General features: G+C 73.4%; 25 protein-coding genes. 18 read left to right on the top strand and 7 right to left on the bottom strand.

Annotated elements, in window-relative coordinates:
• The 12 genes from AB0G50_RS24735 to AB0G50_RS24680 all read left to right on the top strand — a co-directional run bounded on the left by AB0G50_RS24735 (nucleotide 1) and on the right by AB0G50_RS24680 (nucleotide 10856).
• Nucleotides 1–1419 carry an MFS transporter gene (locus AB0G50_RS24735; protein ID WP_360112647.1) on the top strand — a complete coding sequence of 473 codons (1419 nt, stop codon included), beginning with the start codon at nucleotides 1–3 and terminating at the stop codon, nucleotides 1417–1419.
• A 10-nt stretch (nucleotides 1420–1429) separates the two neighbouring features.
• A complete protein-coding gene (locus tag AB0G50_RS24730) occupies nucleotides 1430–1624 on the top strand; it encodes an MbtH family NRPS accessory protein (protein ID WP_360112646.1) in 195 nt (64 codons plus the stop codon).
• A complete protein-coding gene (locus tag AB0G50_RS24725) occupies nucleotides 1621–1854 on the top strand; it encodes an acyl carrier protein (RefSeq protein WP_360112644.1) in 234 nt (77 codons plus the stop codon). Before AB0G50_RS24730 ends, AB0G50_RS24725 begins: the two co-directional genes overlap by 4 nt.
• Nucleotides 1855–3165, top strand: a complete 1311-nt coding sequence (locus AB0G50_RS24720; RefSeq protein WP_360112642.1) for a hypothetical protein — start codon at nucleotides 1855–1857, stop codon at nucleotides 3163–3165. It begins immediately after the preceding gene.
• Nucleotides 3162–4175 carry a 3-oxoacyl-[acyl-carrier-protein] synthase III C-terminal domain-containing protein gene (locus AB0G50_RS24715; protein ID WP_360112640.1) on the top strand — a complete coding sequence of 338 codons (1014 nt, stop codon included), beginning with the start codon at nucleotides 3162–3164 and terminating at the stop codon, nucleotides 4173–4175. The genes AB0G50_RS24720 and AB0G50_RS24715 overlap by 4 nt, the downstream gene beginning before the upstream one ends.
• Before the next feature lie 24 nt (nucleotides 4176–4199).
• The gene (locus AB0G50_RS24710) at nucleotides 4200–6041 is read left to right on the top strand and encodes an HAD-IIIC family phosphatase (protein WP_360112638.1); all 1842 of its coding nucleotides are present in this window, start codon (nucleotides 4200–4202) and stop codon (nucleotides 6039–6041) included.
• Nucleotides 6034–6279, top strand: a complete 246-nt coding sequence (locus tag AB0G50_RS24705; RefSeq protein ID WP_360112636.1) for an acyl carrier protein — start codon at nucleotides 6034–6036, stop codon at nucleotides 6277–6279. Before AB0G50_RS24710 ends, AB0G50_RS24705 begins: the two co-directional genes overlap by 8 nt.
• Nucleotides 6276–7166 carry a thiamine pyrophosphate-dependent dehydrogenase E1 component subunit alpha gene (locus tag AB0G50_RS24700; RefSeq protein ID WP_360112634.1) on the top strand — a complete coding sequence of 297 codons (891 nt, stop codon included), beginning with the start codon at nucleotides 6276–6278 and terminating at the stop codon, nucleotides 7164–7166. Before AB0G50_RS24705 ends, AB0G50_RS24700 begins: the two co-directional genes overlap by 4 nt.
• Nucleotides 7163–8173 (top strand): transketolase C-terminal domain-containing protein, encoded by a 1011-nt coding sequence (locus AB0G50_RS24695; RefSeq protein ID WP_360112632.1) that lies wholly within the window; start codon nucleotides 7163–7165, stop codon nucleotides 8171–8173. Before AB0G50_RS24700 ends, AB0G50_RS24695 begins: the two co-directional genes overlap by 4 nt.
• Nucleotides 8166–9239, top strand: a complete 1074-nt coding sequence (locus AB0G50_RS24690) for a 2-oxo acid dehydrogenase subunit E2 (RefSeq protein ID WP_360112630.1) — start codon at nucleotides 8166–8168, stop codon at nucleotides 9237–9239. Before AB0G50_RS24695 ends, AB0G50_RS24690 begins: the two co-directional genes overlap by 8 nt.
• A 151-nt stretch (nucleotides 9240–9390) precedes the next feature.
• Nucleotides 9391–10242 (top strand): hypothetical protein, encoded by an 852-nt coding sequence (locus AB0G50_RS24685; protein WP_360112628.1) that lies wholly within the window; start codon nucleotides 9391–9393, stop codon nucleotides 10240–10242.
• Between the two features lie 128 nt (nucleotides 10243–10370).
• On the top strand, nucleotides 10371–10856 hold the full coding sequence (locus tag AB0G50_RS24680) for a DinB family protein (RefSeq protein WP_360112626.1): 486 nt from the start codon (nucleotides 10371–10373) through the stop codon (nucleotides 10854–10856).
• Nucleotides 10857–12134: 1278 nt separating this feature from the next.
• Here AB0G50_RS24680 and AB0G50_RS24675 read toward each other — a convergent pair.
• The 4 genes from AB0G50_RS24675 to AB0G50_RS24660 form a co-directional block, all read right to left on the bottom strand.
• Nucleotides 12135–13469 (bottom strand): amidase, encoded by a 1335-nt coding sequence (locus AB0G50_RS24675; RefSeq protein ID WP_360112624.1) that lies wholly within the window; start codon nucleotides 13467–13469, stop codon nucleotides 12135–12137.
• A complete protein-coding gene (locus tag AB0G50_RS24670; protein ID WP_360112623.1) occupies nucleotides 13456–13638 on the bottom strand; it encodes a hypothetical protein in 183 nt (60 codons plus the stop codon). Before AB0G50_RS24670 ends, AB0G50_RS24675 begins: the two co-directional genes overlap by 14 nt.
• A 31-nt stretch (nucleotides 13639–13669) precedes the next feature.
• The gene (locus AB0G50_RS24665) at nucleotides 13670–14023 is read right to left on the bottom strand and encodes a hypothetical protein (RefSeq protein ID WP_360112621.1); all 354 of its coding nucleotides are present in this window, start codon (nucleotides 14021–14023) and stop codon (nucleotides 13670–13672) included.
• A gap of 227 nt (nucleotides 14024–14250) precedes the next feature.
• The gene (locus tag AB0G50_RS24660; protein WP_360112619.1) at nucleotides 14251–15204 is read right to left on the bottom strand and encodes a DUF3592 domain-containing protein; all 954 of its coding nucleotides are present in this window, start codon (nucleotides 15202–15204) and stop codon (nucleotides 14251–14253) included.
• 129 nt (nucleotides 15205–15333) lie between these two features.
• On the opposite strand from AB0G50_RS24660, the gene AB0G50_RS24655 reads away from it, so the two are divergent.
• Complete coding sequence (locus AB0G50_RS24655) at nucleotides 15334–16749, top strand: M1 family metallopeptidase (protein ID WP_360112617.1); 1416 nt, start codon at nucleotides 15334–15336, stop codon at nucleotides 16747–16749.
• Between the two features lie 34 nt (nucleotides 16750–16783).
• On the opposite strand, the gene AB0G50_RS24650 is transcribed toward AB0G50_RS24655, so the two are convergent.
• From AB0G50_RS24650 to AB0G50_RS24640, 3 genes are read right to left on the bottom strand one after another with little or no spacing between them, the layout of a single operon-like run.
• Nucleotides 16784–17716 carry a LysR family transcriptional regulator gene (locus tag AB0G50_RS24650; protein ID WP_360112615.1) on the bottom strand — a complete coding sequence of 311 codons (933 nt, stop codon included), beginning with the start codon at nucleotides 17714–17716 and terminating at the stop codon, nucleotides 16784–16786.
• 13 nt (nucleotides 17717–17729) lie between these two features.
• Nucleotides 17730–19019: a cytosine permease gene (locus AB0G50_RS24645; RefSeq protein ID WP_360112741.1), complete on the bottom strand. Its 1290-nt coding sequence runs from the start codon at nucleotides 19017–19019 to the stop codon at nucleotides 17730–17732.
• Between the two features lie 11 nt (nucleotides 19020–19030).
• A complete protein-coding gene (locus AB0G50_RS24640; RefSeq protein ID WP_360112613.1) occupies nucleotides 19031–19729 on the bottom strand; it encodes a tRNA-dependent cyclodipeptide synthase in 699 nt (232 codons plus the stop codon).
• A 227-nt stretch (nucleotides 19730–19956) separates the two neighbouring features.
• On the opposite strand from AB0G50_RS24640, the gene AB0G50_RS24635 reads away from it, so the two are divergent.
• From AB0G50_RS24635 to AB0G50_RS24615, 5 genes are all read left to right on the top strand, one after another.
• Entirely contained in the window at nucleotides 19957–20904 is a 948-nt protein-coding gene (locus tag AB0G50_RS24635) for a LysR family transcriptional regulator (protein WP_360112611.1), read from the top strand.
• Nucleotides 20905–20995: 91 nt separating this feature from the next.
• Nucleotides 20996–21346, top strand: coding sequence for a rhodanese-like domain-containing protein (locus AB0G50_RS24630; protein WP_360112609.1), 351 nt, complete (start codon nucleotides 20996–20998; stop codon nucleotides 21344–21346).
• A 55-nt stretch (nucleotides 21347–21401) separates the two neighbouring features.
• A complete protein-coding gene (locus AB0G50_RS24625) occupies nucleotides 21402–21854 on the top strand; it encodes a thioredoxin domain-containing protein (protein ID WP_360112607.1) in 453 nt (150 codons plus the stop codon).
• A gap of 124 nt (nucleotides 21855–21978) precedes the next feature.
• Nucleotides 21979–23139 carry an MFS transporter gene (locus AB0G50_RS24620; RefSeq protein ID WP_360112605.1) on the top strand — a complete coding sequence of 387 codons (1161 nt, stop codon included), beginning with the start codon at nucleotides 21979–21981 and terminating at the stop codon, nucleotides 23137–23139.
• 256 nt (nucleotides 23140–23395) lie between these two features.
• Nucleotides 23396–23806: a hypothetical protein gene (locus AB0G50_RS24615; RefSeq protein WP_360112603.1), complete on the top strand. Its 411-nt coding sequence runs from the start codon at nucleotides 23396–23398 to the stop codon at nucleotides 23804–23806.
• Nucleotides 23807–23892 lie beyond the last annotated feature (86 nt).

Here is a 23892-nt window from a genome sequence, read left to right as displayed (position 1 = left end):
ATGACCGTGGTGAAACGCCCCTCGGGATTCGGCGCTTTCACGGTGATGTGGGCCGGGCAGTTGCTGTCGGCCCTCGGCACCCGCATGACGAACTTCGCCCTGAGCATCTGGGTGTGGCAGCAGACCGGGTCCGCCACCGACCTCTCGCTGATGATGTTCTTCGCGTTCGGCGCGACCGTGCTGTTCAGCCCGATCGCGGGCAGCCTGGTCGACCGCTGGAGCAGACGGCTGACGATCGTGCTGAGCGACGTCGGCTCGGCGGTGGCCACCTTCGCGTTGCTGGCCATGTTCCTCACCGGCGACGTGCAGCTGTGGCAGCTCTACGTGGTGAACCTGGCGACCGGCGCGTTCCTGGCGTTCCAGGCGCCCGCCTACTCGTCGGCGATCACCGTGATGATGGACAAGGGCCGCTACACCAGGGCCAACGCCATGATGTGGGCGGTGCGCACGCTGCCGGTGATCTTCGCGCCCGCGTTCGCCGCGACGCTGCTCGGCTTCACCGGCGTGAAGCTGATCCTGCTGCTGGACGGGTTGTCGTTCGTGATCGCGATCGGCGCGGTGTTCCTGGTGTCGATACCGGCGATCCCGAAGGCGGACGGTCCGCGCGCGAGCCTGTGGTCGGACAGCGTCTACGGGTTCAAGTACATCCTGGCCAGACCCGGGTTGGTGGGGCTCGAGATCGTGCTGTTCACCATCGGCCTGTTCGCCGCCATCGGGTTCGCGATGCTGGTGCCGCTGGTACTGGCGCGCACCGGCGGCAGCGAGGCGTCGATGGGCGTCGTGCAGTCCGTCGGCGCGTTCGGCGGTGTGCTGGGCGGCGTGCTGCTGGGCGCGTTGAAGCCGCCCAAGAAGAAGATCACCTGGGTGCTGACGGCGATCCTCGGCTTCTCCATCCTGGGCCGCGTCGTCTACGGCGTGGGCGACAGCGTGGTGGCGTGGTCGGCCGGGTTGTTCTTCACCCACCTGTTCATCCCGTTCATCGACGGCGTCGGCCAGACCATCTGGCAGGAGAAGGTCGCGCCCGCCGTGCAGGGCCGGGTGTTCGCGGCGCGGCAGTTCCTGGAGAACCTGGCCATCCCGATCGGCCTGCTGGTCGCGGGACCGGTGGCGGACACCGTGTTCGAGCCCGCGATGCGCGAGGGCGGTCCGCTCGCCGACGAGTTCGGCTGGCTGGTCGGCACCGGTCCGGGCGCGGGCATGGGGCTGCTGTGCGTGCTGGTGGGCGTGCTCGGCATCGCCCTGGCCGCGTGGGGCTTCGCCAGCCGCACCATCCGCGACGTCGAGATCGACCTGCCCGACCACGACGCGACCGACGGCCCGATCGCCGCGTCGGCCGCCGTGCCGACCGACGACGCGGTGCAGGCGACCGCCGACCACCCGCAGCCGGCCGCGAAGACCGCGGTGCCGGTCAACGACTGAGGGGGAGCACGTGGAGACGTCGAGACAACCGCGCTACCGCGTCGTGGTCAACGACGAGGAGCAGTACGCGCTGTGGCCCGAGCACAAGGACGCCGCGCCCGGCTGGCGGGACACCGGCGTGGCGGGCGACCGGGAGGCGTGCCTCGCGCACGTGTCCGAGGTGTGGACCGACATGCGGCCCAAGTCGTTGCGGGGCACGTCGTGAGCGCGGACTTCGAGGCCGTCGTGGCGGGCGTGCTGGAGGTCGCGCCCGCCGAGGTCACCGACGACGCGACCCAGGACACGCTGCCCAGCTGGACCAGCATGCGGCACATCCAGCTGGTGGTGACGCTGGAGGAGGCGTTCGGCCTCGCGTTCGACTACGGCGAGATCCGGGACACCCGCTCGGTGGGCGCGCTGCGCGGCCTGCTGCGGGCGAAGGGGGTGCTGGTCTAGATGGCCGCCGTCGTCGGTGACCTGCCGGGCGTGCGCGCCCGCTGGCAGGAGGTCGTCCGGGAACAGCCCGCGGCCGTGGTGCGGATCTCGTTGCTCGCCAGCTACACGATCGACCCGGTGCTGCCCTACCTCGGGGTGGCGCTGCACGACGCGGGCCTGCCGATGGACGCGCACGTCGGCCCCTACAACCAGATCGTCCAGCAGTGCCTGGACGACGCGTCGCCGAGCGCGCGGCACCGGCCGGACGTGCTGGTGGTCGCGCCGAGGTTCGAGGAGTTGGGCGAGGAGTCCGGGCACGCCTCGGGGTTGCGCGCGGCGGTGGACGCGGCCGACGGCGCGGCGTCCCGGTGGGGCGCGCTGCTGGTGGTCGTGCTGCCGCCGCTGCCCACCCGGCGGTCGGCGCTCGCCGAGGGGTTGCCGCAACCCGCCGTGGCGGCGCGGGAGGCCGAGCGGGCCAGGCTCGCGGCCCGGCCGGACGTGCTCGTGGTCGACGGCGAGCAGGCCGTCCGCGCGGTCGGCTCGCGGCAGGCGCACCACGAGGCGCTGTTCCGGTTCGCCAAGGTGCCCTACGTGGAGCAGGTGTTCGCCGAGTTGGCCTCGCGGCTGGCCAAGGCGGTCAAGGCGGTGTTCGGCGCGACGCCGCGCGCGGTCGTGGTCGACGCGGCCGCGCCGGGTGTCGAGGACCTCGTGGACGACCTGAGGTTGTTGCGGGGCCTGGGAGTCCGCGTCGCGCTCACCGACCGGGTGGACGCGCTGCTCGACGTGGTCGACGGGTGGAGCTCGGCCGAGCCGGACGTGCGGGACGCGTCCGACCTCGACCGGCTCGGGGTGTTCGACCGGCTGCCCGCCGTGCCGCCGGAACGCGTCGACCCGGTCGGACCGGTGTCCGACGGGGTGTCGCTCGCGGACTTCGTGGCGGGCCTGGACGTCCGGGTGACCTGCGAGCCGGTCGGCCCGGACACCGCGGAGAAGGTCGCGGAGGTGGTGGGACGGGCCAAGGACTTCACCCTCGGTGGTGCCCCCGACCTCGCCGACCCGACCCGGATCGTGCTGGCCGTGCGGGTGGCCGACCGGTTGGGCGACTACGGCGTCAGCGGCGCGATCGGGTTGCGGCGCGAGGGCGAGGACTGGGCGGTGGACGTGTTCTCGCTGTCCTGCCCGGTGCTGGGCAAGGGGGTCGAGGACCGGGTGGTGGCCGAGATCCTGGCCACCACCGGCGGCCGGGTGGTGTTCCGGCACGAGCGCACCCCGCACAACGACGTGGCGACGCGGTTCCTGGACCGCACCGACCTGAGCGTGGAGGAGCGGTGACGGCGTTCGGCGTGGTGGCACTGGCGCACGTGCTGGGCGAGCCGGTGGACGTGGCGGAGGTGGTCGAGGACTTCACCGCCGACGTGGACCGGGTGCTCGGCTGGGGTTACCGCACGTTCCACCGCGCGCCCGACGGTGTCGGCCTGACCGACCTCGCCGTGGCGGCGGCGGCGAAGGCGCTGGACGAGGCCGGGGTGGACGCGGCGGAGGTGGACCTGGTGGTGCTGGCCATGTCCGACCTGGCCGAGCACCTGTACTGGGACCCGGCCGCCGCCACCGCCGCGCGGGTCGGCGCCACGGGCGCGGAGGCCGTGCTGCTGACCCAGGCGTGCGGCGGCGGCGTGGCGGCGTTCGACGTGGTGGCGGGCAAGTTCGCCACCCACCCCGGCTACCGGACCGCGCTGATCGTGGGCGCGAACCGGGTCGCCGAGCCCTACTGGAACCGGATGGAGATCAACACCAGCGTGTTCTCCGACGGCGCGGCGGCGGCCGTGGTGCGCCGGGACCACGGGTCGTGCCGCTGGCTCACCACCGAGATCGTCACCGACGGCCGGTACGCGGACTTCATGCGGATGGAGGTCGGCGGCGCGAAGGACCCGTTCACCGGGCACGGTCCGGTCGCGGTGAAACCGCCCGCCCAGCGGCTGGCGGAGTTCTTCGAGGGCGACGTGCGGCGGATGTTCGAGTTCGTCGCCACCATCCGGGCCCGCAACCACGACATCGTGCGCCGGGCGTGCGCGCGGATCGGCGTGACGCCGGACGACCTCGCCCGGCTGATCCACTTCAACGACAACGTCGCGGCCATCGCGGAACTGGCCAAGGACCTGGGTTTCGGGCCGGCGCGCACGAACGTCGACCTGGCCGTCGCGCACGGCCACGTGGGCTGCGCCGACCAGCTGCTGTCCCTGGAGCACCACCTCGCCGCGGGCGACCTCGCCGAGGGCGATCTCGTGGCACTGACGAGCACGGCCAGCGGGATGCACTGGCTGTGCACCCTGCTCGCGGTCTGACCGGCGAAGGGAACTGGGGGAACGATGCAAGCGCACGAACTGCTCGCCCGCGTCCGCGCGGCGGCGCTGCCCGACGCGGAGCCGGACCTCGCGCTGCCCGGGGACCTGGTGGCGGCGGGGGAGATCCCGGTGCTGCTGGAGGCGGGCCGGCTGCTGGAGCGGGTGCCGGGACCGGCGGTGGGCGCGACGCGCGCGCTCAAGGTCGCGATCACCGGCACGTTCACCGCGGCCGGCGTCGCGCCGCTGCTGCGGATCGCCTTGCTGCGCCACGGGATCGCGGCCGAGATCCGGGTGTCCGGGTTCGATCGGCTGGTGGCCGACCTGGCCGACCCGGACGCGCTGGCCGCGTTCGCGCCGGACGTCGTGCTGTGCCTGCTGCACGACGGCTGGCTGGTGCCGGAGGGCTGGGACCCGACGGACCTCGACGCGCTCGGCGGGCACCTGCACGCCAGGGTGGCGCTGCTGGAGGGCGCGCTCGCCGGGTACGGCGGCACGGTCCTGGTGCACACGGTGCCGCTCTCGCCCGCCGAGCACCGGGGCGTGGTCGCGTTCGACGCCCGCGCCGCGCTGGGCAGGCTGTGGCGGGAGGTGAACTCCGAGCTGCTCGCGCTGGCCGAGCGGTACCCGCACGTGCACGCCCTCGACCTGGAGGCGTTGCTGGTGGGCGAACCCGTGCCGGTGCGCGACGAGCGGCTCTACCGGTTCGCCACGTCCGCGTGGACGCCCGCCGTGGAACTGCTCTACGCCCGGCAGGCGGCCAACTTCGGCCGCGCCGTGCTGGGCAAGGCGAAGAAGGTCCTGGTGCTGGACCTGGACAACACGCTCTGGGGCGGTGTCGTCGGCGACGACGGCCCGGAGGGCGTCAAGGTGGGCGGCGGCTACCCCGGCAACTGCTTCAGCGAACTCCAGCGCCGGGCCGTCGCGCTGCGCCGGCAGGGCGTGCTGCTGGCGCTGTGCAGCAAGAACGACCCCGACCTGGTGGACCGGGTGCTCGCCACCCACCCCGACCTCGACCTGCGGGACGAGGACTTGGCCGCCAAGGCGGTGAACTGGGAGCCGAAGGACCTCAACCTCCGGCGGCTCGCCGAGCAGCTCAACCTGGGCCTGGACGCGTTCGTGTTCGCCGACGACAGCGCGTTCGAGGTCGGCCTGGTGCGCGGCTCGCTGCCCGGGGTGAGCACGGTGCACCTGGACGGCGACCCGGCCGAGCACGTGCGGAAAGTGTTGGCGGACGGCCACTTCGACGTGCTCACCACGACCGCGACGGACCGGGAGCGCACCGCGCTCTACCGGGCGCGGGCGCAGCGGGAACGGGCCGTGTCGGCGTTCGCCACGCCCGAGGAGTACCTGCGCAGCCTGGACATCCGGGTCGCGGTGCGCGAGGTGGACGAGTTCGCCCTGCCCCGGCTGGTGCAGCTGGGCGGTCGCACCAACCAGTTCACCATGACCGGCACGCCGCACACCGAGGCGCGCACCCGGGCGATGGCCGACTCGCCGGACCACCTGGCGCTGGTGTTCGAGGTGTCCGACCGGTTCGGCCGGGAGGGGATCGTCGGCGGGGTGTGGGTCGCGAAGGGCGACCGCGCGTGGGTCGTGGAGAACTTCGTCATGAGCTGCCGGGTGTTCTCCCGGGGCGTCGAGCACACCGTGCTCCAGCACGTCGCGGACCTGGCGGCGGACGCGGGCGCGGTGGTGCTGGCGGCGGACTTCCGGGCGACCGGCCGCAACGGCCCGGCCGCCGCGTTCTACCCCGCCGTCGGCTTCACCGCCGTCGGCGACCGGCACGAGCTCCCGCTCGTGCCGCGGCCCCGGATCAGTCCGCAGTGGACTGTTCTCGACGTGGGAGGAGCACCCGTCGATGTCTGACGTGCACGACGGTGTCGTGGAGCTGATCGGGCGGGTGACCGACCTGCCGGCGGACCGGCTCGGCGCGGACGTCCGGTTCGCCGACCTGGGCGACTGGACGAGCTACACCGCGCTGCGGCTGCTCACCGCGCTGGAGGACCGGTTCGGCGTGCGGCTGGACCTGGAGCGGTACTTCGCGGTGCACGACGTCGGCGGCCTGGTCGCCGAGGTGTCCCGGGCGGCGGGGGTGACGACGTGATCCTCGCCGACGAGGACCTGGCCCTGCTGCTGCTGATCCGGCACTTCGAGCGCAACCTGCTCGAGCTGTTCGACCAGGGCAGGCTCAACGGCACCACGCACACGTGCCTCGGCCAGGAGCACGTGCCGGTCGCCCTGCGCACCCTGCTCGGCGAGCGCGACCACGTGTTCAGCAACCACCGCGGCCACGGCCACTACCTGGCCCGGTTCGACGACCCGGAGGGGTTGCTGGCCGAGATCATGGGCCGCGAGGGCGCGGTGTGCCGCGGCGTGGGCGGCAGCCAGCACATCCTGCGCGGCCGGTACCTGTCCACCGGCGTGCAGGGGCAGAGCCTGCCCGTCGCGGTGGGCGTGGCACTGCGGTTGCGCCGCCGGGAACCGGGTGCGGTGGCCGCCGTGCACGTCGGCGACGGCACGTGGGGCGAGGGCTCGGTGTACGAGGCGCTGAACATGGCGTCGCTGTGGCGCGCGCCGGTCGTGGTGCTGGTGGAGAACAACGGCATCGCGCAGTCGACGCCGACCTCTGCCCAGCTCGCGGGCACCATCGCGGACCGGGCACACGCGTTCGGCGTGTCGCACCACCGCACCGACCTGGTGGACGTGGAGGAGTTGCGGGCCGAGTTGGAGCCGCTGTTCTGCGCGGTCCGCGCGGGTGGCGCGCCGCTGGTCGTGGAGTTCACGACGCACCGGCTCGGCCCGCACAGCAAGGGCGACGACACCCGGCCGGCCGAGGACGTCGCGCTCGCCGGGAGCCACGACTGGCTCCCGCGCGTCGCGGACGCCCTGGGCGCCCGCTTCCTGGCCGAGGACGAGCGGCAGCGCGCCCGCGTCGAGGCGATCACCCGGGACGTGCTGGCCCGTCCCCTGTCCACCTGGGAGGTGGCATGACCGGAGTGCTGACCCGCACGGAGCGGGTGGCGGAGAACCTGAACTCCGCGCTGCACGGCCTGTTGGAGGCCGACCCGTCGGCGTACGTGCTCGGCGAGGACCTCGCCGATCCCTACGGCGGCGCGTTCAAGGTGACCAGGGGGTTGTCGACCCGGTTCCCGGACCGGGTGCTGTCCACCCCGCTGAGCGAGAGCGGCATCGTCGGCGTGGCGGGCGGGCTGGCGCTGGCCGGCGACACCGCCGTCGTGGAGATCATGTTCAGCGACTTCGTGGCGCTGGCGTTCGACCAGATCCTCAACTTCGCCACCAAGTCGGTGTCGATGTACGGCACGCGGGTGCCGATGCGGCTGGTCGTGCGCTGCCCCACCGGCGGCGGTCGCAGCTACGGGCCGACGCACAGCCAGAGCCTCCAGAAGCACTTCGTGGGCATCGCGCACCTGTCGCTGTTCGAGACCTCGCCGTTCCGGGACAACGCCGAGGTGCTCGCGGAGGCGCTCGCGACCGGCGAGCCGTCGGTGCTGTTCGAGGACAAGGTGCTCTACGCGCAGCGGATGTTCCGCGACGGCGTGGTGGACGACGTGCTGCGCTACGACGTGCTGCCCGACGGCACGGCGCGGGTGTTCGTCGACGACCCGGACGAGTACGACTGCGTCCTGGTCGCGCCCGGCGGCGTGGCGGCCCGCGCGCTGGCCGCCGCCCGGTCGCTGCTGATGGAGGACGAGATCACCTGCCTGGTGCTCGTGCCGTCGAGGCTGTACCCGTTCACCGCGCCCGTGCCGCGGGCCCGGTTCGTCTGCGTGGTCGAGGAGGGCACCGCGGGCGGCACCTGGGGCGCCGAGGTCGCGCACCGCCTGCACGCCACCATGTGGGGCTCGCTCGCCGCGCCCGTCCGACTGGTGCACTCGGCCGCCGCGATCGTGCCGACCGCGCCGCACCTGGAGCGCCGGGTGCTGGTGCAGGCGGCCGACGTCCAGCGGGCCGTGAAGGAGTTGGTGACCGGTGCCTGAGCTGGTGGTGCCCAAGCTGAACAACAACGACGACTGCTACACCCTGGTGGAGTGGCTGGTCGAGGACGGCTGCGCGGTGCGGGCGGGCGACCCGGTGGCCGTGGTCGAAACCTCCAAGGCCGCGACCGACCTGGAGGTCGAGCACTCCGGCGTGCTGCACCGCGAGATCCCGCTGCTCGCCGAGTGCCGGTTCGGCGACGTGATCGCCCGCCTGTTCGCCACGGAGGAGGAGCGGCAGGCGTTCCTGGCCACCCGGACGCCGGTCGCGGAGCCGACCGAGGACGTCGTGATCACCAACTCGGCCCGGGAGGCGGCGGAGCGGCTGGGCGTGCCGTGGGAAAGCCTGCGCGCCCTGGGCCGCAAGGTGGTGAAGGCGGCGGACGTCGAGGCGCTGGCGTCGACGGACGTGGTGACCCTGTCCCGCTCCCAACGCGCCGTGGCCGCCGTGGTGACCGCCACCCACCACGAGGTCCCGGCCGCGCTGGCGGTGGTGAAGGTGCACGTCGACGCGGCCCTGCGCCGGGCCCGCACCCTGACCAGGGAGACGAAGGTCCTGGTGGGCCTGCCGGAACTGCTGATCACCGCCGTGGCGGCGAGGCGCGCCGACTTCCCGCTGTTCTTCGCCACCCGCCTGGACGACCGCACGGCCCGCCTGGCGTCGTCGTCGGACGTGGGTGTGACGGTGGACGTGGGAACCGGCCTGTTCGTCCCGGTGGTGCGCGCGGCCGACACCCTCGCCCCACCCGTCGTCGCCGACACCCTGATGACGTTCCGCGAACGCGCCGCGTCCGACGCGTTCGACCCGGCGGACCTGACGGGCGCCAACATCATGGTGTCCCTGCACACCGACCAGGACGTCCTCCTCGCCGCCCCGATCGTCTTCCCGGGCCACGCGTGCGTGGTGTGCCTGGCGGGCGTGGCGCACGAGTTGGTCCTGGACGACGCGGGCGACGTGGTGGCGCGCCGGGTGGTGAACCTGTCCCTGGTCTACGACCACCGCCTGGTGAACGGCCGCGAGGCGGTGGCCTTCCTCAAGGCGGTCAAGGAGGAGTTGGAGGAGGGGTGAGCGGTGTGGCCGCGGTCGGCCCTAGCACCCGGGCGCGTCGCGTCGTCGCGGCACCCCGGGAGCGGGTGTGCGAGTCTGGCCGGGCACGCTGTGCACCCGGCCCTGTCGTCCCCACGGGGGTCCGCACACCCACTACCGAGGATCGACACACATGACACTGCCCTACGGGCGCGACGACGACTCGGCCGCGTACCACTACATCAACGCGGCGTTGCGGGGTCGGGACGCCGAGGCCTGGCGGCTGTTGGCGGCCGACAGCCACGTCGAGCAGACCGATCGGGTGTTGCGGGCCATGCTCGATCGGATCGCGGTGGCGCGGACGCACCGGACGGCGGAGCGGGCGACCGCTCGGGCCCGGGCCGCGGCCGGGGAGATCACGCAGGCGGAGTACCAGCGCGACGCGGCGGAGGACGCCACCAAGGCTTCGAAGACCGCGCACTTCGAGACGTTGCTGCGGGAGCACCACCGGCAGATCGCGCAGGCGGCGCGGCGGTTGCGCGGGGACGACGTGCGGGACGAGTTGACGGACCTGGTGCTCGCGCTGGGTGCGGCCGTCGACGCCCACCGGTCCGCCGTGCTGGCCGCGGGCTACGAGCCGACCCCCGCCGACGAGGCGTTGTGGGCGCGGCTCGGCGAGTTGGACGTGCCGGACACCGACGAGGGGCGCACCTCGGTCGAGGACCTGGTGCGGCGGCACGCGGAGCGGCAGGACGACCTCGGGCGGGTGTTGGCCGGGATCATCCTGGACGTGGCCGGCGCCGCCACCTCCGTGCCGCGGTCGGCGTTGCTGACCGAGTGGAAGAAGACGGTCGCGCCGACGTTGGCGCCCGAGCAGAAGACCGAGTTCGCGGCCAAGGGCAAGGGATCGCTCGCGACCGAGCGGCTCCGCAAGACCATGGGGCACTTGGAGCGCAAGGGTTTGGTCAAGCGCTCGCCGGACGGTCAGCGCCTGGACCTGCTCGACCGGGCCGGGTTGGCGGACGTGGCCGACGGGCGGGAGTGAGCCCCTTGGGGTCCATTGTGGACTGACGGGGTGATTCTGCCCGGTTTTGCCGAAACCGCCAGAAGAGGTGCGAGGTCGGGTCGCGGGCGCGACTCTGGTGCGCGTTGCCGCGCCGAGGAGGACCCGTCATGCCGTCGCCCCGCACCCGCCGTCGGCGGGACACCCCGCCACCGCGCACCGGACCCGCGGAGGTGGACGTGCTGCGCGGGTTCCTCGACCACCTGCGCGCTGCGGTCGTCGCGAAGGTGGAGGGGGTGCCCGAGCCCCTGGTCCGGACGGCCGTCGTGCCGTCGGGTACCTCGCTGCTCGGCCTCGTCCGCCACCTCGCGCACGTGGAGCGGTTCACGTTCCTCGGTGAGGAGGTGGACGACTGGCCCGCCACGTTCCGGCCCCGGCCGGACGAGACGGTCGGCTCGCTGCTCGCCGACTACCGCGACGCGATCGACCGGGCGAACGCGGTCCTCGACGCGTGCGTCGACCTCACCGAGCCGGTGGCCCGGCGCGGACGGCCGTCGACGCGGTGGGCACTGGTCCACATGATCGAGGAGACCGGCCGACACGCCGGCCACGCCGACATCCTCCGCGAACTGATCGACGGCTCCACGGGCCGCTGAGCCCCACCTCCGCGACCGCCCCCAGACGCGCTCGCACCTGGCCAGGCCTGGGCTTTCACTCCGGCGGTGCCCTGTCCGGCCCGACCCACCGCACTGCGTCCAAGTGCCAGATTTCGCGCAAGCAGGACACCCACACCGGCCCGGCTCACCCAAAACCGCCGCCGAAGCGCCCCCACAGTCCCCTGGACACCCCACACGGCCTAGCTCACCCGAAGCGCCAAATCGCGCCCGCCCACTCCGTGACGTCCATGGCGGCCTGCGGCCCTGCCTTCCCACCATCGCGGCCTTGTTGGCGCGGGCACAGGTGTGGCCATAAAGGTTGAATCGTTCAACCAGAGTATTGTTGAACAATACGGTCGCCCCATCGTTCAACAATCCCCTCGATCGCCTGTCCGCAGCCACGCGTGGGGTGATCGTTGAATTGTCGGATCGCTCGATTGTTGAACAATAAGCCGGTTGCCCGACAGCAGTTGGGGCGATTCGGGCAAGCCTGGACGCAGATTGTTGGATCGTCGGATTGTTGAACGATAGCCATGGCCGGGCCGACCGGTGGGCGCCAGGGCGAGGCAGCGGACGTTGCGCGACATGGCAGAGGTGGGGCAGGCGAGGCACGACATGGCAGCGCGGGGCGGGCAGGGCAGGGCGGGGCACGACGGGGCACGGCAGGGCGGGGCGGGGCACGACGGGGGGGTGGGCTGGGGCGAGGGTGCTGTGGGGCTGGAGGTAAGGCGGGGCGCGGCGGCTTGGGGCACGGCGGAGCAAAGCGGACTGGGTATGGCGCGGCAAGGTGGGGGCGCGGCGGGGTAGGAGGTAAGGCGGGGCTGGGCAGCGCGGGGTAGGGCAAGGGGTGAGTTAAGGCAGGGAACATGCACCGCCGCGAAGGGCAGGGGCAGGGCGGTGGCGGGCAGGGTGCGGCTCGGCTGGGTGTGGTGGGGCTGGGTGTGGTTGGGGCTGGGCAAAGCAGATCGGGCGCTGCGGGGCAGGGTGCGGCTGGGTTGTGGCGGGGCTTGGCAGAGCGGAGCGGGGCGGGGTGAGGCGGAGCGGAGCGGGGTGAGGCGGGGTGAGGCGGGGCGGGGCGGGGCGGGGTGAGGCGGTAGCGCGGCAGGGTGCGGCTGGGCAGGGTGGGGCTGAACAAGGTGGGGTTGGGCGAAGCCGGGCAGCGGTGCTGCGGGCCGCGGCGGGGCTGGGCGGGGTGAGGCGGAGCGGCGCTGCGGGGCTGGGCGGGGCGGCGGCGCTGCGGGGCGGGGTAGGTGGAGGTGCGGTGGAGTGGGAGTGGGGTCAGGGGTGGGGTGGGGGGAGTTCCAGTTCGCAGGCTTGGCCCAGGCGTAGTAGCAGGTCCTCCTCGAGCGGGCGGCCCATGAGTTGTAGGCCGATGGGGAGGCCTGCGTGGTCGCGGCCGATCGGTACGGTCAGGGCCGGTACGCCCGTGATGTCGGCCGGGGTCGACAGTCGGGCGTGGGCCTCGGACACGGTTTCGGCGAAATCGTCCGGCCAGGTCACGTCGGTGTGCCCGATCGGTGTCGCGGTGATCGGTGTCGTCGGCGCGACGAGGACGTCCACCGTTTCCATCAGGCACAACCACTCCCGGCGCAGGAGGGTGCGGGCCCGGCGTGCCCGCAGGTAGTCGGCGGCCGACACCAGTGCGCCCACCTCCAGCAGCACCCGCACCTCCGGCGAGTACAGCTCGGGCGCGCCGAGCAACGTCCGCTCGTGGTACGCGGTGGCCTCCGGGACCATCAGCCCCCAGTGGATCGGGCGGAAGTAGCGGGTCATCGGGATGTCCACGTCGACCAGCCGCGCGCCGAGCGACTCCAGCAGCGCGATCGCCATCCGCACGGCGCCCTCCACCTCGGGGTCGACCTGGTCGAAGTAGTGGTCGCGCGGCACCCCCACCCGCAACCCGGTGATCTTCCGGTCCACAGTGGACAGTTCCTGCCCGGTCAGCACCGGCAACACCAGCGCGGCGTCGGCGACGGTGCGGGTGAGCGGGCCGACGTGGTCCAGCGACCAGGACAGCGGCACGACGCCGTCGCGCGGCACGAGGTCGTAGGTCGGTTTGAGGCCGACGACGCCGTTGAGCGCGGCCGGCACCCGGATCGAGCCGCCGGTGTCCGTGCCCAGGGCGAACGTCGCGGCGCCGGCCGCCACCGCGACCGCCGATCCGCCGCTCGACCCGCCCGCGATCCGGTCGGCCCGACGGGCGTTGGCGGTTTGCGGGGTGATCAGGCCGCAGGCGAACTCGTGCGTGTGGGTTTTCCCGACCAGCACCGCGCCCGCCGCCGCCAACCGCGCCGCCACCGTGCTGTCGACCTCGGCCACGTGGTCGGCCCGCACCCGCGAACTGGCCGTCGTCGGCAACCCGGCGACGTCGATCAGGTCCTTGAGCGCCATCGGAATCCCGTGCAGCGGACCGCGCCACCGCCCGGCGACGATCTCCTGCTCGGCCCGCCGCGCCGCCGCGAGCGCCCGTTCCGCCGTCACGGTGACGTAGGCGTTGAGCGGTGCGACGGAGGCCACCCGCGCCAGCACCGACTCCACCAGCTCGACCGGCGACAACTCCCGCCGCCGCACCGCGTCCGACGCCGCCACCAGGGTCAGCTCACAGGGAAGCATCGACGTCCTCCGGGGTGGTGTCGCCGAAGTCGAGTTCGCGCAGCACGGCGACGACGGAGTGCAGGCGCGCGGCGACGGCGGCCACCGCGTCGTGCCGGTCGGGGGACAACGGCAAACCCGCGTGGGCGGCCCAGCGGGCCACCTCGGCCGGGGTGAGGGGTTGCGACACGGTACCTCCGGTCAGTGCTCGGACGACCACCTCAGGCTGCCGGACGCGAGCGGCGGAGGCGGACGAAGTCTGCGGCCACGTAGGCGAGACCGGCGGCGGCGACGAGCGCGGCGAGGGCCGGGTGCATGTCCTTGGAGAGGCTCGGCGCGCGGTCGGGACCGATGGCCCACAGGGCGAGCGGGAGCGCGTAGGCGGTGGTCAGGAGCACGGCCCAGCCGCGCAACGCGCGCAGCCGCCCGGTGCGCAGGGTCCCGATCAGCACGACCGCCACCGGCACGACGGCGATCATCGCGAACTGGCCGACGACGAACACGGGTACGGCCCAGGCGGACACCAGCACGGGCAGCGGCGCCCGTCGGACGGCGGGATCGGTGGACGTGGACATGGTGCCCTCCTGTCGGCGTGGGGATGTCGTGCCGCCACCCTCCCTCCCCGGGACCGCGCTTCGCGTCGGTGCCGATCACCTATCCCACGGCCCGGCGCGACCCGGCGACCGGACACCGGGCCGGGCGCCCGCCGTCGCGGATCCGAACCACGTCCGCGACCTGCACCCCCGGCAGCGCCGTGTCGCCGAGCGGGTGGAACGGCACCTGACGCCGGGGTGGGAACCGGTCAGGGCAGGCTGCGCGGGGCGCGGGCCGCGACCCGTGCCGCGCGCCCGTCCTCGAGCTGGATCACCATGCGACCGCCCGTGCCGCCGACCAGCACCGGCGTCCAGCCGGAGTCGTGCATCCGCGACATCACCCACCCCGACGCGCGCAGTTCGCCGCCGTCCGCGAACCGCACCACGAACCGGGCCTTCCCGGGCTCGACGGTGTAGCGCGCCCGGGCGTGCCGCCAGCCCGTCCGGGACACCGCGCGGAACCGCAGGCCCCACCGCGCGACCGCGACCGCCTGGACGGTCAGGCCGAGCCACCCGAGGAACACCGAGACGAAGCCGACGGCCTCCAGCACCCGGTCGGGGTTGGGCTCGTCGGCGGTGCGGAAGCGGGACGGGTCGGCGGGGTCGTGGTAGACCTCCACCCGATCGCCCACCGCGTACTCGCGCCGCGTGGTCCGGCGCACGGTGACCACGCTCGACCCGTACCGCACGTCGACGGTCACCGGACGCTTGGAGGGCTTGTGCACCGCCACGACCACCCCGGGGTCGCGCGCGCCGTGGTCGAGCAGCCACCGGGCCTCCCGGTTCTTCGCCGCCACCGCCACGCCGCCCAGCACCGCCACGCAGGTCCACACCACGAGCCACAGCGCGGACCAGCGCAACCCGACGCGCATCGCCCGGCGCGGCGGCCCGGGGTCGACGGGTCCACCGGTTTCGGGCGGCAACCACCGCGCGACGTCACCGTCACCGCCGAGCCGGCGCGCGTACCGCCCGGCGACGACCGACACCACGCCGCTCACCGCGACGATCACCAGGTCGGCGACCAGTTCGCCCTGATCCCAGGGGTAGTCGGGGGAGAGGGTCGACCAGGTCGTGCCCGCCACGAACACCGCGCACACCAGACCGGCCACCAGGCACGTGGCCCGGAACCCGCGCCGCCCCACCCGTAACCGCGAATCCCCCATCGCACCATGCTAGATCCTCGCTGCCCCAACGGAATCGGCCATTACCCGGAGGCATAGCCGAACGGCAGTGGGCGGGGGCGGGCGCGCGGCCGAGACTGGCCGAAATCCCCGACCGAGAGGTTCCACCCCATGGCTGTGCGCCTCCGACGACTCGGCTCGTCGGCCACCCTGCTGCTGTGCGGCCTGACCCTGTGCCCGTCCACCGCCGTCGCCCAGGACGACACGATCGGCTCCGACGGCTACGTGCACGTCGCGCCCGACGGCACGGTGGTCGGCGTCGACCCCTACTACCCGAAGGACGGCAACGGCGGCTACGACGTCACCGACTACGACGTCGCGCTCACCTACAACCCGCTGACCCGGCTGATCGACGCCCGCACCACGGTGTCCGCAGTGACCACGCAACGCCTGAGCCGCTTCGACCTCGACCTGCGCGGGCTGTCGGTGTGGCGGGTCGCGGTCGACGGCGTCCCGGCCGCGTTCAGCCGCGCCGGCGAGCACGAACTGGTGATCACCCCGGCCACGATCCTGCCCGCCGGCAAGGAGTTCACCGTCGAGGTCGCCTACCGCGGCCGCCCGACGCCGGAGCAGACCCCGCGCGGTCTCACCGGTTGGCGCACCTCCCGCACCGGGGGAGCGTTCGCGGCCGGCGCGCCGCACCCGGCGTCCACCTGGTTCCCGGTCGACGAGACCACCGCGGACAAGGCCACCCTGCACGTCACGGCCACCGTGCCCGCCGGCTGGACCGCGGTGGCCAACGGCGTCCGCACGTCCGTCCACACCGGACAGTCCACGACGGTGAAGTGGGCCGAGAACACCCCGATCGCGCCGGGCGCCACCATGATCGCGATCGACCGGCTCACCGTGCGCGAGTCCACCCTCCCGTCCGGGACACCGGTGGTCGACGCGTTCGCGCCGGGCGCCTCCACGGCGCTCGCCGCCGCGCTGCCGGGCGTGGTCACGGCGATGGCCGACCGCCTCGGTCCGTTCCCGTATCCGACGACCGGTGGCGTGTACCTGGCGGACCGGCTCGGCCAGGACCATCCGGCGCAGGGTCGTCCGGTGCTGGGCGCGGACGCCGACCAGCAGGCGCTGGCGCACGCGATCGCCGCGCAGTGGTGGGGGAACCGGTTGTCGATCAAGCTGTGGCGGGACCAGCCGATGGTCGAGTCGTTCGCCCGCTACCTGGTGTGGCTGTGGGACGAGGAGCGCGGCGGCGTGCCGGTCGACCGGCGCTACCAGGACGCCATGCGGTGCGCGGGCGACGATCCGGCGTTCTGGGGTCGGGTGCTCGCCGATCCCGGGCGCGGCAACGAGTTCGCGGTCACCGACAAGGGCGTGCTGATGGTGCACGCGCTGCGCAAGCTGCTCGGCGACGACCGGTTCTTCGCCGTGCTGCGCGGTTTCCCGGAGGTCAACGACAACTGGAACCAGGGGTGGCACGACTGGGAGCTCTACACCGCCGCCGTCGCCGACCGGGACCTCACCGGCTTCTACGACGCCTGGGTGCACGGCCGCACCTTGCCGCCCGCCCAGTACCGCTGACCGGCCGACCCCGGGGCGCGCGGGCGTCCCGGGGTCACAGGTAGCGCGAGTACACCGGCGAGGCCAGGCACTCCGCCCAGTAGGCCGACGTCGCGTCGGCCACCAGCCGGCGGGCGTGCCCGGCCACCACGCCGTCGTGCCGCCACAGCAGCACGAACCGGCGCGGCAGCAGGTCGTCGGCCAGCAGCCGCACGGCGACCCGGGGATGACCCTCGCACGCCGCCTGCGACAACCCGACCGCGCCGCCGCGCACCGCGAGCACCGCCGTCGCGGCCGAGTCGGACAGGTGCCGCACCCGCGGCGTGAAGTCGACCTTCCGGCACGTGGCGTGGAAGTACTCGTAGAACCGCGACGAGTCCGGGCCCGGCAGCACCCACTCCTCGTCGGCCAGGTCGTCCAGCCCGATCACGTCGCGGTGCGCCAACCGGTGACCCTCGGGCAGCATCACCATCGTCGGGTCGCGCGCGACGATCACCGCCGAGGCCACCGACGGTGGCAGTGCCGCCTCGAATCCCGGGTAGTCCTTCACCACGCCCACGTCCAACCGCCGCTGCGCCACCAGGTCCACCACCAGGTCCCGGTCGCCGCTGTCGAACAGCGCCGAGCCGGGACCGGACGGCAGCAGCGCGTCCACGATCGCGGGCAACCGGCTCAGGATCGGCGAGCACATCCCGCCGACCCGCAGCCGCTCCGGCCCGGCGGGCGACCGCCGTTCGATCTCCCGCACCAGGCCCTCCATCAGCGGCAGCACGGCGCTGATCCGGGCCAGCAGCAGCTCACCGGTCGGGGTGGGCGTGACGGCGGCGGGTCCGCGGTCGAACAGTCGTTGGCCCAGCGCGTGTTCGAGCCGCTGGAGCTTGCCGCTGACCGCGGGCTGCGTGATGCCGAGCACGACGGCCGCCTCGGACAGGCTGCCGGTGTCGCCGATCGCGCGCACCAGGCGCAGGTGGTGGACGTCGAGCTCCATGCCGTGGCCGCCTCTACCCGTGGGTGTCGACCCGGGGCCGCCCGATGCCGGCGGTCCTGCCGAGCAGAGCGTACAACCCGAACGCGGCCACCACGGAGTTGATCGTCGGGATGCCCACCGGCAGCCAGATCCCGACCGCGGTGCCCGCCGCCCAGCACAGCAGCGACGCCGGCACCCAGTCCGGCGGGTCCTCGGGCAGTTCGCCCACCGCGCGCGAGGAGTCCAGCCGGGCCCGCCAGGTGCGCACCACGAAGTACTCGGCGATCACGATGCCCGCGACCGGCGGTGTCACCACCCCGATCCACGTCAGGAACGCGGTGAAGTGGTCCAGGATCCCCCAGGCGGACAGGGCGGTGCCGACCGCGCCCAGCGCCAACGTCGCCGACCTGCGCCGCAACCGGCGGCCCGTCAGCACGTGCACCGCGTTGACCAGACCGAGGGAGGCCGAGTACAGGTTCCAGTCGTTGATCTTCAGGATCGCGGTCACCAGCACCAGCGTGCCGAGCACGCCCGAGGTGGAGGTGATCACCGCGACGACGTCCGCGCTGCGCGCCGCGTGCGCGAGCAGCACGCCGGTCAGCCCGATCAGGTACTCGCCGAGGGTGACGCTGATCAGGGTTTGCTTCACCACGTCGCCGACCCGGCGGTTGAACCGCGTCATGTCCGGCGTCATCACCGCGCCCATGATGAACGCGCCCGCCACCAGGGTCGTGCCCTGCGCGAGGGACAGCGGCGGTCCCGGCGGTGGCGAGGATAGCAGCTCGGCCAGGTCGTGCCGGCGCAGTTCGGCGCTGATCGCGAACCCGGCGAGCAGCAGGAACGCGGGCACCGTCAGGTAGGCCGTCCACGCCATGGTGTGGAAGCCCGCCACCACGACCACCGTCACGGCGACGCCGCCGACGACCGCCCACACCCACACCGGCGGACCGCCCAGCAGCGCGTGCAACCCGTGCGCGAACACGTCGTTCTGCACGCCGAACCACCCGGCGAGGCTCACCGTCACCAGCAGCCCGACCACCGCCGACCCGCGTCCGCCGAACCCGGCCCAGCGCGCGAGCACCGACGTGGACAGGCCTTCCCGCATCCCGGCCACGCCCATCAGCACCGTGACGACCTCCAGCATCACCGACCCGACGGTGATCGCCAGGACCGCGTCGCGAAACCCCATGCCGAACCCCAGCACCGCGCCGAGCAGGAACTGGTGGAACGACGACACCTGGCCGAACCGCTGCACCGCCACCGAGATCCACGAGCAGCGCGCCGAGTCGGGCAGCCGGCGCAGCGCGAAGTCCTCGTGGTCCACCACGTCTGCGCTCACGGCGCGTCCACCCGGTCCCCGTCCACCCGGACGTCGTCCAGCAGCACGAATCCCTGGCGCGCCTGGGGCCACCACGGCAGTTCCCGCGCGTAGAGGCGTTCCAGGAACGGGACCCGCTGGTGGTAGGCGAACACCGAGCTGTCCACGCCGACCACGTTCGGGGTGTCGACGAACATCGGCAGCTCGGCCAGGAAGTAGCGCACCGCGCAGCGCAACTGGGCCTCGGTCGGCTCCTGCCCGTCGGGCAGCCTGCGGTCGAGCACCCACCGCGTCGCGCCCAGGCAGTGCGCGGCGAACCGCGCGTCGCCGTCGAACAACCGACGTCCGTGCGCCAGAAGCCGTTGGTACCAGCCGTTCGCGTCCAGCGCCTCGCCGTCGAGCACGTGCCGGCGCGGCTGCGGCACGTCCAGGTCCAGCAGCGCCCGGCACACCTTGTTCACCACGTACTGGCCCTGGCGGCGGGCTTTGTGCCGGGCCTTGTCGGGGTCGTAACCCAATGCCTCCAACGTGAACGCGGCCGCCCGGTCCGGGACGAAGAAGTGGAAGCCGTCGAATTCGCGCGACGCCCAGCGCGCCAGCGCGGTAATGCGGTCCACCGTGAAATAACCGTTGAACGGACTCACTCCGACGCACACGTGGCGGGCGCTTCGCAGGGGTGCCACGCAGTGCTCGGTGAGCGGGGTCGTCAGCAACACCGTCGGCTCCAGGATTCATTTGTCGCAGGGGAAGAGCGTGATCGTTGGACCAGAATGGAGAGGGGCGCCGGGTGCCACTACTGTCGAACAGTCATGCCGTCGCCTTATGCCGGCGGCGGGACCGCGACGCCGCCCGGTGTCCGGTGGTGCGGCCGGACGGCGCACGGTCGGCGCGCGGACGGGGTACGACGGTGACAACGCGCGACCGGGCGCGCCTAATGAGCCGAATGGAACTCCAGGTACGACACCTGCGCGTGCTCCTGGCCATCGCCCGCGCGGGCAGTCTCAACCGGGCGGCGGGTGAGCTGCGGCTGGGCCAACCGGCGCTGAGCCACCAGTTGCGCCGCATCGAGCAGCTCGTCGGCGACCGGATGTTCGTCCGCGACGCCAGGGGCGTGCGGCCGACGCCGGTGGGCGAACTCGTGCTGACCAGGGCCGAGGCGATCATCCCGGCGTTCGACGAGCTGGACCGGGACTTCCGGCGGGGTCGCCGGGCGCAGGGCGACGTGCGGGTGGGGTGGAACGACTCCGCGCTCGCGCCGGACCTGTTCGACCGCGTGCCCGCGATCCTGCCCGGCCGCGAGCTGACCACCCGGGCGGACCTGTCGCACACCCGGTTGGTCGCGCAGGTGACCGGGTGGTGCGTGGACCTGGCGTTGGTGCTGATCTGCGGCCCGCGCACGCTGGCCGTGCCCGACGACGTGCGCGCCTCGCCGATCGTCACCGAACCCGCGTTCGTCGCGCTGCCCGCCGACCACCGGTTGGCGGGCGTCGACGCCGTCGACCTCGCCGACCTGGCCGAGGACCGGTGGATCGTCGCCAGTTGCGGCGACGGGTGCCGCGTCGTGTTCCGCGAGATGTGCCTGACGCACGGTTTCACCCCGCGCATCGCGCACGACGTGGACACCCTGCGGTTCCGGCTGGTCGAGGCCGGTCACGGGGTGTGCCTGGTGCAGCCGACGACACCGGAGGCGCCCGGCCTGGTGGTGCGGCCGCTGCTCGGCACCCCGATGACCGTGCAGCACATCCTGTTGTGGCGGCACGACCACCCCGACGCCGGCCGGTTCGCGGACCTGCACGCGGCGGCCGTCGACGCGTACCGGGAACTGGCGCGGGCGAACCCCGTCTACCGCCGGTGGCTCGACTCGGGAAATCGGGATAAGGGCGTGGCATAGCCGGTCGGCAGTGGGCGCGGGTGTGCGCGGCGGACAAACTCGGTGCAGCGCCGCACAATCGCGCCGGACGGGTCGGAGAGGAAAACCAGCCATGCTGCCGCTGATCACGCGGGACGAACTGCGCACGGGCATCGACGCGGGAACCCTGGTCGTCGTGGACACCATGCCGGTGGCCTATTACGAGAAGGAACACCTGCCGGGCGCGGTGAACATCCCCGGGTTCCCCTACGAGGACGCGGCGGCGTCCACCGACCGGCACGCGCCCTCGGTGCTCCCGGACACCACCGCCGACATCGTCGTGTACTGCGCGAACACCCCGTGCCGCAACAGCGGGTTCGTGGGCAACCGGCTCGTGGAGCTGGGATACGCCAAGGTGCGCGAGTACCGCGAGGGCATCGAGGACTGGGTGGCCGCCGGGCTGCCGACCTCCAGCGCGGGCTGACCGCTTTCCGCCGCCACACCCTGCACCCTGCACCCTGCACCCGAGGAGAACACGCATGTCCACCATCGGAAACCGGCTGCGCGTCGTCATCGCCGCGGTCGTGGTCGCCGCCGGCGCGCTCGTGGGTGGCGCGCCGGTCGCGCTGGCCGAGAGCCCGACCACCGCGGCCGAGAACGTCGTCCAGGTGACGTCGGCGAACTACGCCGAGGTCATGGAAACCTCCAAGACGAAGCTCGTGGTGCTGGACTTCGGCGCCACCTGGTGCGGGCCGTGCCGGCAGATGAAGCCGGTCATCGAGAAGCTCGCGGGCGAGTACGGCGGCAGGTTCGTGCTGGGCGAGGTCGACGTGGACACCAGCCGCGCCCTGTCCACCCAGTACCGCATCCAGTACATCCCGACCCTGGTGCCGGTGCGCAACGCCGCCGAGCTGACCGGCTCGCGCACCGTCGGCTTCCCGGGCGAGGCCGCCCTGCGCACCTGGCTCGACCGCCAGCTCGCGAAGGGCTGACCCGCGGGTGCGGCGGCGCGCCGTCTCCCGACGCCGCCGCACCTCCTCGTCCCGCAACGGGATCCCGCGCCCGTGCGGTCGGGTGGCGACCGCGGGGGCCGTCCCTGGTCCGGAGGAGAAACCCTTGTCCGCCCTGCCGTTGCGCACGCTGCTCGTGCTGGCCGTCGTGGTGCTTCTCGGGTGCCTCACCGAGGTGTTGCCCGCCGGGCTGCTGCTGGGCATGTCGGCCGACCTCGGCGTGCCGCCCGCGACCACCGGCCAGCTGGTCACCGGTTACGCCCTCAGCACGGCCGTCACCGCCGTCCCGCTGACCGCCCTGACCGCCCGCCTGCCGCGTCGGGCGGTGCTGCTCGCCCTGGTCGCCGGGTTCGCCGTGACCAACCTCGTCATCGCCGCCTCACCGTGGTACGCGCTGGTCCTGGGTGCGCGAATCCTGTCCGGCGCGATCACCGGCGTGATGTGGTCGCTGGTCGCGGTGTACGCGATGCGCGTCGCGCCACCGGGTTCGGCCGGCCGGGCGCTCGCGATCACGATGGCCGGCACCCCGATCGGCTTCGCGGTGGGCGTGCCCGCCGGCACCGCGCTGGGCGAGCTCGTCGGGTGGCGCTGGGCGTTCGTCGTGATGGGCGCGGTCGCCGTGCCGCTGTTCGCCGCCGTCGTCGCGGCGGTGCCCCCGCTCCGCCCGGACACCGACCGCGCGCCCGGGGGGGGGGGGGTCCGGGCGGCACTGGCCGTACCGGGCCTGCGCCGGGTCCTGCCGGTGGTGCTCCTGTTCTCGTTGGCGCACAACACCCTCTACACCTACCTCGGTCCGGTGCTGGCCCGGGTCGGCCGCGCGGCCCTGCTCGGCACGACCCTGCTGGTGTTCGGCTGCGCCGCGGTGGTCGGGATCCTGCTGGTCGGCGTGCTGCTGGACCGGCGACCCCGGCTGGTGCCCGCGCTGTGCGCGGTGTTCGCCGCCGCCGGGATGCTGCTGCTGGGCGTGGCCGGGGGAGACGTGCCGACGCTGCTGGCGGCCGCGGCGGTGTGGGGTCTGGCGTTCGGCGGCGCGCCCACGGCGTTCCAGGCCGTCACCGCGCTGGTCGCCGGTCCCACCGCCGACGGCGCGCAGTCGCTGACCATCGCGGCGTGGAACGGCGCGGTGGCGGGCGGCGCTGCACTGGGCGGCGTGCTGCTGGACGTGCTCCCGGCCACGCTCCCGTGGGCGGCCGCGGCGGTGATGTGCCTGCCCGCCGTGCTCCGGTCCCGAGACGACCGCACACCGGCCCGGTTCCCGCTCGGGTGACCGGTTCCGGCCGGTTCGGCCGGAATCCGCCCCTTACCCCGTTCGTCCCACCACGTTGCTCCCGACGGCCCGTCAAGCCCTTCGGTAACCCTGTCCGATCCATAGTGGAGGGACGGATTTCCTCTACCCGCCAACGACTTCACCTGGCAAGTGAACAAGCCTGTGACGGTCGACGCGCCCGGACGGCGGTAGGTCTCCCCGAGCCGCGCTCGGCACCCTCAGGAGGTCCGAACCCCTCGAGGAACCTGGAGTCCCCGTGCGAAAACCGCACCGCCTCGCCCGAGCCGTCACCGCCCTGCTCGCGGCCGCCGCCCTGACCCTGGTCGCGGCGCCCGCGTCGGCGGCACCTCGGCCGACGACCGCCCTGACCACCGGTTGCGTGGCCACCGTCCTCCGTGTCGACCCGCCGAACAGAGAGGTCGAGTGGAAGATCGACTGTACCGACCGCCGCTTCGTGTTCATCGACATCACGATCTTCTCCGGCGGCGTGGTCAGCGGCAACCCGACCGAGTCCCAGTGGGTCGCCGCGGGCGGCACCTGGCAGGCACTGCGCGTCTACCCCCAGACCACCCCGCCCATCGACCACCTCTGCGTCCACGTGGTCACGTTCATCGACCCGACCAACCCGGCCGAACAACCCCAGGTCATCGGCCACGTCTGCCTGTGACCCCCTGACCCGCCGCCCCCCCGGCCCCCCCGCCCGGGCGGCCGACGGGGCGGGGCGTCCCGACGGGGTTGCGAGATCAGTAGATC

The sequence above is a fragment of the Actinosynnema sp. NPDC020468 genome, assembly GCF_040642015.1.
In the GTDB taxonomy this organism is placed as follows: Bacteria; Actinomycetota; Actinomycetes; order Mycobacteriales; family Pseudonocardiaceae; genus Actinosynnema.
The sequence above is the reverse complement of the archived record's forward strand: the minus strand, read 5'-3'. Positions and strand labels throughout refer to the sequence as shown.